We start from the raw sequence: 10,420 nt of genomic DNA, 5'->3' as shown, positions 1-10,420 counted from the left end.
GTTGCCGGGCCCCGCAAGAGTTCCCTCGTCGGTGGGCAGAACCCGCCCGGCGCCGGGGATGGCGGTCATGAAACCTCGATCTTGTCGATGGTGTCGTCCTTGGCGATGCGGTCGGTGATCGCCTGCAGCTCCTTCGTCAGGTCGGCCACCGACTTCTTCCCGTCCAGGAAGGAGTTCCAGATCGGCAGCTGCTCCTGGTTCATGCCGTAGGTGTTGACGAAGTTGAAGGTGAAGATGTCGGTCCCGGCCGCGCTCAGCATGTCGGTCTGGGACACCAGCGCCGTCGAACCGAACCCGTCCGCGGGGACGATGTCCTTGACGATGGTCGGGGCGAGCTTCTCCTTGGAGAAGTTCGTCGCGGACTCCTTCGAGAGCATGACGCGCAGCAGCTCCTTGCCGCCCGCGACGCTCTTGGCCTTGGTCGGCACGATGAACGGCTCGCCCGCGGTGGAGTGGAGCGCCGTCGCCGGCATCGCCGGGCTGGAGGTGACCGAGAAGCTCGGCACGCCCTTCATCTGGAAGTCCGGCGCCGTCTGGTCCTTCATCTCGTTCTCGATCCACGAGCCGGACGGGTAGAGGAGCGCGTCCATCTTGTTGCTCCACTGCGCCTGCGCCGCGGTGAACTGGGTCCCCGAACCGCCGGGCTTGAAGTACCCCGCGTCGATGATCTCCTTCATGATCGAGAAGGTCGCCTGGATGGCGTCGTTCGACCAGCAGTCGGGCTTGAGGTTCTCGAGCGCGAGGCGCACCTCGTCGCCGCCCTCCTTGATCGCCGACTCGATGGCCAGGGTCTGGTAGTAGGTCGCGGCCTCGGTGCCCCACAGGAAGAGGTACTTGCCGGCCTTCTTGGCCTCCGCACCGAGGGCCTTCGCCTCCTCCCAGGTGGCCGGCGGCTGCCAGCCGTTGTCCTCGAAGAGCTTCCCCGAGTACCAGACGCCGTACACGGTGAGCACGTAGTTGAGGGCGGCGAACTTGTCCCCGTACGTGCCCGGCGCGAGCACCCCCTCGTAGAGGGTGTCGCGGATGGTCGTGCCCTCGACGTTGGGCGCGTCGATCACGTCCGTGAGGTCCTCGAGCTGGTCGAGGATGGTGTTGAACCCGATCGCCTGCGCACCGGAGTTGTCGATCAGGTCCGGGGGGTTGCCGCCGACGAACCGCGGCTGGAGCTCCGTGGCGATCTGCGTGGAGGGCGAGACCTTGACGGAAGACCCGGCGTGCAGGCCGGCCAGGACCTTGCCGGCGAACTCGACGTAGTCGACGCCGTAGCCGCCGTCGAAGATCACGGCGTCGACCGTCGTGTTCTCCGCCATGCCGAACGGGTTCTTCGGGTCGGCGTTGCCCGTCGGCGACGCCGACTTCTCGTCGTCGTTGCTGCCGCCGCCCGTGGCGCATGCCGCCAGGGGCAGGCCGAACGGGACCGCGGCGGCCGTGAACATGACGGCCCGGAGAACGGACCGACGGCTGGGCTCGGGAGTGGTGTCGTTGCTGGTGGTGATGTTGCTGGTCATCCTCGTAGATGCCCTTCGTGTCAGGTTGCGCCTCGCGACGCCCCGTCAACCGGTGCCTGCCCTGCCCCGCGCGGGGCTGCTTGCGCCGACCTCCTCGTCTCGCGCGTCTGCGAGCGTGCGGGGGTCGCGACGCTCACGGAAATATCTCTCCTCCATCGGAGCGATGGAGTGGAAAATATTCACGCGGCGTCGCCACGTCAACAGGCAACACGGTCCTGTGACCGTACTGGAATAGATCACCCGGTCGGAAGGGGTCCCGCCGTCAGGCTGCGGGCGTCGAGAGCCGCAGCGGCGCGGGCTCGACGAGGACCGCGAAGTTCACCGATCGCGCGATGAAGCACAGCGCGTGCGCGCGGTGGTGCAGGCCGGCGACGGCCTCGTCGGTGGCCTGCGGCCCGGCGTCGACCGTGACGCGCGGGCGCAGCGTGACGTCCGTGAACTGCCCCTCGCCCCGCGACTCCACGCGCATCGTGCCCGTGGTCTCGTCCACGTACTCCCGGACGACGAGGCCCGACTCCGCCGCGAGGTGCAGGAACCACAGCATGTGGCACTGGGACAGGCTCGCGACGAAGAGCTCCTCGGGGTTGTGCCGCGCCGGGTCGCCGCGGAACGTCGGGTCGGCACTGCCGGCCAGCGCAGGCTTGCCTGCTACCAGCACCCGATGGTCGCGCGAGTACGAGGTGTACGACGTCGTCGCCGCGTCGCCACCGCCGGGCGTGTCGGGCGTGTCGGGCGTGTCGGGCCAAGCGACGGTGACGGCGTAGTTGTGGTGCGCACCCATGCCCACACGGTAGGGGTTCAGGCCGCGCTGCGCCCTCCGGACCGCTTCGTGGCGCCCTTCTCCTTCGCGCCCTTCCCCTTGGCCGCGCCCGTCGTCGCGGTGCCCTTGGCCTTCCCCGTGCTCTTCGCCGAGGCTCGAGCCCGCGGCGCGGAGGACGCCGAGGTCGCGGCCGCGCTGCGCGCCGAGGCGCGGGACGCCGTGGGTACCGCCGGGTGCTCGTCGAGGATGCTCGCGAGGAAGCGCCCGGTGTGGCTGGCCTCGACGCGGGCGACCTCCTCGGGCGTGCCCTGAGCGACGACGGTGCCGCCGCCGGAGCCACCCTCGGGGCCCATGTCGACGACCCAGTCCGCGCTCTTGATGACGTCCAGGTTGTGCTCGATCACCAGGACCGTGTTGCCCTTCTCGACGAGCGACTGCAGCACGCCGAGCAGCTTGCGGATGTCCTCGAAGTGGAGGCCCGTGGTCGGCTCGTCCAGGACGTAGATGGTGCGTCCCGTGGACCGCTTCTGCAGCTCGCTCGCGAGCTTGACGCGCTGCGCCTCGCCGCCCGAGAGCGTCGGGGCCGGTTGCCCGAGCCGCACGTAACCGAGCCCCACCTCGACCAGCGTGGTGAGGAAGCGCGAGATCGCCGGGAACGCGGCGAAGAACTCCGCGGCCTCGTCGATCGGCATGTCGAGGACGTCCGCCACGGTCTTGCCCTTGAAGTGCACCTCGAGCGTCTCGCGGTTGTACCGGGCCCCGTGGCACACCTCGCACGGGACGTAGACGTCCGGCAGGAAGTTCATCTCGATCTTCAGCGTGCCGTCACCGGCGCACGCCTCGCAGCGGCCGCCCTTGACGTTGAAGGAGAACCGCCCGGGACCGTAGCCACGGACCTTGGCCTCCTCGGTCTCCGCGAAGATCTTGCGGATCCGGTCCCACACCCCGGTGTACGTGGCGGGGTTGGACCGCGGCGTGCGCCCGATCGGCCCCTGGTCGACGTGCACCACCTTGTCCAGCTGGTCGACCCCCGTCACCCGGGTGTGCCGCCCCGCGACCTGGCGGGCGCCGTTGAGCTCGTTCGCGAGCACCGTGTGCAGGATCGAGTTCACGAGGGTCGACTTGCCCGAGCCCGAGACGCCGGTCACCGCGGTGAGCACGCCGAGCGGGAACGAGACGTCGATCCCCCGCAGGTTGTTCTCCCGCGCGCCGACGACGGTCACCTCGCGACCCGGGTCCGTGGCGCGACGCTCGGCCGGCAGCGCGATCGAGCGCCGGCCGGACAGATAGGCGCCCGTCATGGACTCCTCGGCCTCGAGCAGGCCGGCGTAGTCGCCCGAGTGCACGACACGGCCGCCGTGCTCTCCCGCCCCGGGCCCGACGTCGACGATCCAGTCCGCGGCGCGGATGGTGTCCTCGTCGTGCTCCACGACGATCAGTGTGTTCCCCAGGTCGCGCAGCCGGGTGAGGGTCTCGATCAGGCGGCGGTTGTCGCGCTGGTGCAGCCCGATGGACGGCTCGTCCAGCACGTAGAGCACCCCGACCAGGCCCGACCCGATCTGGGTCGCCAGGCGGATGCGCTGCGCCTCGCCGCCGGACAGCGTGCCGGCCGGGCGCTCGAGGGAGAGGTAGTGCAGACCGACGTCGACCAGGAAGCCGAGCCGCGCATGGATCTCCTTGAGCACCTCGGTCGCGATCGCCCGCTCGCGCTCCCCCAGCTCCAGGCCGTCGAGGAAGTGCTTGGCCTCGTCGATCGGCAGCCGGCAGACGTCCCAGATCGACTTGCCGCCGACCGTGACCGCGAGCACCTCGGGCTTCAGCCGCGCGCCCGAGCACACCGGGCACGGGACCTCGCGCATGTAGGCCTCGTACTTCTCCTTGGACCAGTCGGACTCGGTCTCCCGGTGCCGCCGCTCCAGGAAGGTCACCGCGCCCTCGAAGCCCGTGGAGTACTGGCGCTCGCGCCCCCACCGGTTCTTGTAGCGCACATGCACCTGGTGGTTGCGGCCGAACAGGATCGCGTCGCGGGCGCGCTGCGGCAGCGCGCGCCACGGCACGTCCATGGAGAAGCTCATCTCCTCCGCGAGCGCGGTGAGCACCCGTTCGAAGTACTCCGACGACGTCAGCGCCCACGGCACGACGGCGCCGTCGCGCAGCGTGCGCTCCTCGTCGGGCACGACGAGGTCGGGGTCGACCTCGAGGCGGAAGCCGATTCCCGTGCACTCCGGGCAGGCGCCGTACGGGGCGTTGAAGGAGAAGGTGCGGGGCTCGATCTCGTCCAGCGCCAGCGGGTGGTCGTTGGGGCACGCCCGCTTCTCGGAGAACTTGCGCACCCGGTCGAGGTCGTCGGTGTCGGCGTCGACGAGCTCCACCATCACGAGGCCGCCCGCGAGCCGCAGGGCGGTCTCGACCGAGTCGGTGAGTCGCCGTTGCACCCCCTCGCGGGACACGAGCCGGTCGACGACCACCTCGATGTCGTGCTTGAGCTTCTTCTCGAGCGCGGGCGGGCTGGTCAGCTGGACCACCTCGCCGTCGACCCGCGCGCGGGCGAAGCCCTGCGTCTGCAGCTCGGCGAAGAGGTCGGCGTACTCGCCCTTGCGCCCGCGCACCACCGGCGCGAGGACCTGGTAGCGGGTGCCCTCCGGCAGCTCCAGCAGCTTGTCGACGATCTGCTGCGGGGTCTGCGAGCGCACGGGCTCACCGCACACGGGGCAGTGCTGCGTGCCCGCCCGGGCGAACAGCAGACGGAGGTAGTCGTAGACCTCCGTGATCGTGCCCACCGTCGACCGGGGGTTGCGGTTGGTCGACTTCTGGTCGATCGACACGGCGGGCGACAGCCCCTCGATGAAGTCGACGTCGGGCTTGTCCATCTGGCCCAGGAACTGGCGCGCGTACGCGGAGAGCGACTCCACGTAGCGCCGCTGCCCCTCGGCGAAGATCGTGTCGAATGCCAGCGAGGACTTGCCGGAGCCCGACAGGCCGGTGAAGACGATGAGCTCGTCACGCGGGAGGTCGAGCTCGACGTTGCGCAGGTTGTGCTCGCGGGCGCCGGAGATGACGAGGCGGTTGCTCACCCGGGCATCCTACGTCGCGTGGCCGACATTCGTACAGGCGTTCTATGCCCTGCGGAGCGTCTGTCCGGTCACACCCGCCCCAGCGGCGCGTCCCACGACGACGCGCGTCGCCGCGGCACGGACGGGTCCGCACAGGACCGCGCACAGGACGGCACGGGGTGCTTGGATACGGCCATGTCCGTCTTCGCCGTCACCTACGTCTACGTCGCCGACCCCGACCGCCTCGACGCGGTCCGGCCCGAGCACCGGGAGTTCCTGCAGGGCCTGCACGACCGGAACGCGCTGCACGTGTCCGGCCCGCTGCCCGCCACCCCCGAGGGCGAGCCGCGCGGGGCCCTCCTCGTCGTCGAGGCCGACGACGCCACGGCCGCGCTGGAGCTGCTCGCCGACGACCCGTTCCACCGCGAGGGGCTGGTCGCGCACCGCGCGGCGCGCGAGTTCGTCCCCGTGGTCGGCGGCTTCGCGGCCTGACGGCCTGCGCGCCGGCCTGACCGACCCGCAGAGCCGGAGGACCGAGGAAGGCCCCGGACGACGAGCCGTCCGGGGCCTTCCGTGGTCGTCGGCCAGGCAGTCAGCGGCTGTCAGCGGCTGACTGCGGCTGTCAGCGGCCGGGGGCCTCCGGCCCGGACGGCGTCGGCTCGGCGCTCTCCTCCTCGACCTCCTGGGCGTCCTCCTGCCCGGCCTCCTGCGCCGACACGACCGAGGTCCGGTGCGTCTTGGCCAGGCTCGCGACCGTCGCGATCGCGATCGACCCGAGGATGACGACCAGCGACAGCCAGATCGGGATCTCGGGCGCCCACGCGACGGGCTCCCCTCCGTTGAGGAAGGGCAGCGTGTTGGTGTGCAGCGCCTCCAGGATGAGCTTGACGCCGATGAACCCGAGGATGACTGCGAGCGCGATCGGCAGGTACACCAGCCGCTCCAGGAGGCCGCCCAGGAGGAAGTACAGCTGGCGCAGCCCCATGAGCGCGAAGATGTTCGCGGTGAAGACGATGAACGGGTCCTTCGTCAGGCCGAAGATCGCGGGGATCGAGTCGAGCGCGAACAGCAGGTCGGTCGAGCCGATCGCGACGAAGACGACCAGCATCGGGGTGAACAGCTTCTTGCCGTCGACGACCGTGCGGACCTTGCCGCCGTCGTACTTCTCGCTCAGCGGCAGCACCCGCCGCAGCATGCGGATGGCGACGTTCTCCTTGTACTCGTCCTCGTCGTCGCCGGCGACCAGCTTGATCGCGGTGTAGATGAGGAACGCGCCGAAGAGGTAGAACACCCACACGAACTGCTCGAGGATGGCCGCGCCCGCCAGGATGAACGCGCCGCGCAGGACCAGCGCGATGATGATGCCGACCATCAGCACCATCTGCTGGTGCTGCTTGGGCACGGCGAAGCGCGACATGATGATGACGAACACGAACAGGTTGTCGACGCTCAGCGAGTACTCGGTGAGCCACCCCGCGTAGAACTCTCCCGCCGGAGCGGCGCCCCCGACGGCCAGCACGATCAGGCCGAACACCACCGCCAGCCCGACGTAGAACGCGACCCACAGGCCGCTCTCCTTCATGCTCGGCACGTGTGGGCGGCGGCCCACGATCGCGAGGTCGACGGCCAGCAGCACGATCAGCGCCGCGAGCGACGCCGCCTCGAACCAGAACGGCAGCTCGTGGGTCATGCATCTCCTTCGGTGGTGGATGTCGCCGCCGCCCGGACCTGGCGGTCACGCCGGTCGCGCGCGAGGGAGGCGATCGTCGTGACGGCGAGCACCACCACGATGAAGGCGAGGGACACGGTGGTCGGGATCTCGGGGATCGCCTCCACGTGCTGCCCGCCGTTGACGAACGGCACCTCGTTGGTGTGCAGGGCGTGGATCACCAGCTTGACACCGATGAAGCCGAGGATCGCGGCCAGCCCGTAGTTGAGGTAGACGAGCCGGTCGAGCAGACCGTCGACGAGGAAGTAGAGCTGGCGCAGGCCGAGCAGCGAGAACGCGTTCGCCGCGAACACGAGGTAGGTCTCCTGCGTGAGGCCGAAGATCGCGGGGATCGAGTCGACGGCGAACAGCAGGTCCGCGCTGCCGATCGCGACCATCACGATGAGCATCGGCGTGATGTAGCGCCGCCCGTCGATCTTCGCCACCATCTTGTCGCCGACGAAGGTCTCCGTCGTTGGGAACAGGCGCCGCGTCAGGCGCAGCACCCCGTTCTCGTTCCACTCCTCGTCGTGCCCCGTGCCCGACCGGGCCTGGGCGACCGCCGTCCAGATGAGGAACGCGCCGAAGACGTAGAAGACCCAGGCGAAGTTGGCGATGATCGCGGCGCCCGCGACGATGAAGACCGTGCGCAGCACGAGCGCGATCGTGATCCCGATGAGGAGCACCCGCTGCTGGTACTCCCGCGGCACCCGGAAGCTCGTCATGATCAGGACGAACACGAACAGGTTGTCGACGCTGAGGGACTTCTCCGTGATGTACCCGGCGAAGTACTCCCCGCCGTACTCGCCGCCCCACACGAGCCAGACGATGACTCCGAACACCACCGCGACCGCGACGTAGGCGAGGGACCACGTGGCGGACTCACGGAGCGTCGGGGCGTGCGGGGTCCGCACGTGACCGACGTAGTCGACGGCGAGCATCGCGAGGATGACGACGACGGTGATGACCCACACCCACAAAGGAACGTTCACTGGCAAGCCTCCGGTACGTAGCACTGAGCACCGGAGGTCTTCCCCACCCGGACGGGCTGCGCGCCGTGCGTCCGGGCCGAAGAGGCCGGTCCGGCGGCGGCGCCGGACGTGATGACGACCTCATCGTGGGCGGGGTACTCCCCTCCAACCCGCATACCCTACATGAGACACGGGCCCGGCCCTCCGCGCTCGCCGGAGCGCGGACCCGCTGGTCAGCGCCCGCCTCAGGCGGTGGCGGCCTGCATCTGCCGGAGCTCCTTCTTCAGGCCGCCGATCTCGTCGCGCAGCCTTGCCGCCACCTCGAACTGCAGCTCTGCCGCCGCGGCGTGCATCTGGTCGCTCAGCTCCTGGATCAGCTCGGCGAGCTCGCCTGCCGCAGCGCCCGCCAGGCGGTTGCCCGTCGTCGCGCCCTCCTTCGGCGACCCCGGCACGGGGGCCCGCCCGCGACCCTGGCCGGTGGCGGGAGACTTGCGGTACCCGCCGGACAGCAGCTCGGCGGTGTCGATGTCCTCGCGGGCGAGCATGTCCGTGACGTCGGCGATCTTCTTGCGCAACGGCTGCGGGTCGATCCCGTGCTCGGTGTTGTACGCGACCTGCTTGGCGCGGCGCCGGTCGGTCTCGTCGAGCGCGTACCGCATCGCCGGGGTCACCTTGTCCGCGTACATGTGCACCTCGCCGGTGACGTTGCGGGCCGCGCGGCCGATGGTCTGGATGAGGGACCGCTCCGAGCGCAGGAACCCCTCCTTGTCCGCGTCGAGGATCGCGACCAGCGACACCTCGGGCAGGTCGAGGCCCTCGCGCAGGAGGTTGATGCCGACGAGCACGTCGTACTCCCCCAGCCGCAGCTCGCGCAGGAGCTCCACCCGGCGCAGCGTGTCCACCTCGGAGTGCAGGTACCGCACCCGCACGTCCTTCTCCAGGAAGTAGTCCGTGAGGTCCTCGGCCATCTTCTTGGTCAGCGTCGTGACGAGCACCCGCTCGTCCTTGTCGACCCGTTCGCGGATCTCGTGCAGGAGGTCGTCGATCTGCCCGGTGGTCGGCTTGACGATCACCTGCGGGTCGACGAGGCCGGTCGGCCGAATGACCTGCTCGACCACGCCGTCGGACATCGACAGCTCGTAGTCCCCCGGCGTCGCGGACAGGTAGACCGTCTGGCCGATCCGCTCGACGAACTCCTCCCACCGCAGGGGCCGGTTGTCCATCGCGCTGGGCAGCCGGAACCCGTGCTCGACGAGCGACCGCTTGCGCGACATGTCGCCCTCGAACATGGCGCCGATCTGCGGCACGGTCTGGTGGGACTCGTCGATGACGAGCAGGAAGTCCTCGGGGAAGTAGTCGAGCAGCGTGTTCGGCGGGGAGCCCTGCTCGCGCCCGTCGATGTGCCGGGAGTAGTTCTCGATCCCGCTGCACGTGCCGATCTGGCGCATCATCTCGATGTCATAGGTGGTGCGCATGCGCAGCCGCTGGGCCTCCAGCAGCTTGTTCTGCTGCTCCAGCTCCGCCAGGCGGTCCGCGAGCTCGACCTCGATGCCGGCGATCGCCCGCTCCATGCGCTCCGGACCCGCCACGTAGTGCGTGGCCGGGAAGAGGTAGACGCTCTGCTCCGACCGGATCACCTCGCCGGTGAGCGGGTGGAGCGTCTGGATCGACTCGATCTCGTCGCCGAACATCTCGATGCGCACGGCGAGCTCCTCGTACACCGGGATGATCTCGACCGTGTCGCCCCGGACCCGGAACGTGCCGCGCGTGAACGCCATGTCGTTGCGCGTGTACTGCATCTGCACGAAGCGCCGCAGCATGTCGTCGCGGTCGACGACGTCCCCGACGTCGAGCCGCACCATCCGGTCCACGTACTCCTGCGGCGTGCCGAGGCCGTAGATGCACGACACCGAGGCGACGACGACGACGTCCCGTCGCGTGAGCAACGACGACGTGGCGGAGTGCCGCAGGCGCTCCACCTCGTCGTTGATCGACGAGTCCTTCTCGATGTAGGTGTCCGTCTGCGCGATGTACGCCTCGGGCTGGTAGTAGTCGTAGTACGAGACGAAGTACTCGACGGCGTTGTTCGGCAGCAGCTCCCGGAACTCCGTGGCCAGCTGCGCCGCGAGCGTCTTGTTGGGCGCCATGACCAGGGTGGGGCGCTGCAGCTTCTCGATGAGCCACGCCGTCGTCGCGCTCTTGCCCGTGCCGGTCGCGCCCAGGAGGACCACGTCCTTCTCGCCCGCCCGCACGCGCGCGGACAGGTCCGCGATCGCGGTCGGCTGGTCACCCGAGGGCTGGTAGTCGGACACCACCTCGAAGGGGGCCACCGCACGCTGCAGGTCGGTCACAGGTCGCATGCCACCACCGTACGGCGACCCCCTGACACGCACCGGGCGCGGGCGCGCCCGGTGCTCCGC

General features: G+C 69.7%; 7 protein-coding genes. 1 reads left to right on the top strand and 6 read right to left on the bottom strand.

Features of this window, described 5'->3' with window-relative positions:
* Positions 1 to 65: 65 nt before the first annotated feature.
* From ngcE to uvrA, 3 genes are all read right to left on the bottom strand, one after another.
* Positions 66 to 1,508, bottom strand: coding sequence for an N-acetylglucosamine/diacetylchitobiose ABC transporter substrate-binding protein (gene ngcE / locus ACFT55_RS15735; protein ID WP_380244780.1), 1,443 nt, complete (start codon positions 1,506 to 1,508; stop codon positions 66 to 68).
* A gap of 262 nt (positions 1,509 to 1,770) precedes the next feature.
* Positions 1,771 to 2,289: an OsmC family protein gene (locus ACFT55_RS15730; RefSeq protein ID WP_380244779.1), complete on the bottom strand. Its 519-nt coding sequence runs from the start codon at positions 2,287 to 2,289 to the stop codon at positions 1,771 to 1,773.
* Positions 2,290 to 2,306: 17 nt separating this feature from the next.
* Positions 2,307 to 5,342: an excinuclease ABC subunit UvrA gene (gene uvrA / locus ACFT55_RS15725; RefSeq protein WP_380244778.1), complete on the bottom strand. Its 3,036-nt coding sequence runs from the start codon at positions 5,340 to 5,342 to the stop codon at positions 2,307 to 2,309.
* A gap of 174 nt (positions 5,343 to 5,516) precedes the next feature.
* On the opposite strand from uvrA, the gene ACFT55_RS15720 reads away from it, so the two are divergent.
* Positions 5,517 to 5,813 carry a YciI family protein gene (locus tag ACFT55_RS15720; RefSeq protein WP_380244777.1) on the top strand — a complete coding sequence of 99 codons (297 nt, stop codon included), beginning with the start codon at positions 5,517 to 5,519 and terminating at the stop codon, positions 5,811 to 5,813.
* 130 nt (positions 5,814 to 5,943) lie between these two features.
* Here the strand turns inward: ACFT55_RS15720 and ACFT55_RS15715 are convergent, their stop codons facing one another.
* The 3 genes from ACFT55_RS15715 to uvrB form a co-directional block, all read right to left on the bottom strand.
* Complete coding sequence (locus ACFT55_RS15715; protein WP_380244776.1) at positions 5,944 to 7,011, bottom strand: TerC family protein; 1,068 nt, start codon at positions 7,009 to 7,011, stop codon at positions 5,944 to 5,946.
* A complete protein-coding gene (locus ACFT55_RS15710) occupies positions 7,008 to 8,021 on the bottom strand; it encodes a TerC family protein (protein ID WP_380244775.1) in 1,014 nt (337 codons plus the stop codon). Before ACFT55_RS15710 ends, ACFT55_RS15715 begins: the two co-directional genes overlap by 4 nt.
* A 224-nt stretch (positions 8,022 to 8,245) precedes the next feature.
* Complete coding sequence (gene uvrB / locus ACFT55_RS15705; protein WP_380244774.1) at positions 8,246 to 10,360, bottom strand: excinuclease ABC subunit UvrB; 2,115 nt, start codon at positions 10,358 to 10,360, stop codon at positions 8,246 to 8,248.
* Between the last annotated feature and the right edge of the window lie 60 nt (positions 10,361 to 10,420).

It is taken from the genome of Isoptericola sp. NPDC057191, from assembly GCF_042670225.1.
In the GTDB taxonomy this organism is placed as follows: domain Bacteria; phylum Actinomycetota; class Actinomycetes; order Actinomycetales; family Cellulomonadaceae; genus Isoptericola.
The sequence above is the reverse complement of the archived record's forward strand: the minus strand, read 5'-3'. Positions and strand labels throughout refer to the sequence as shown.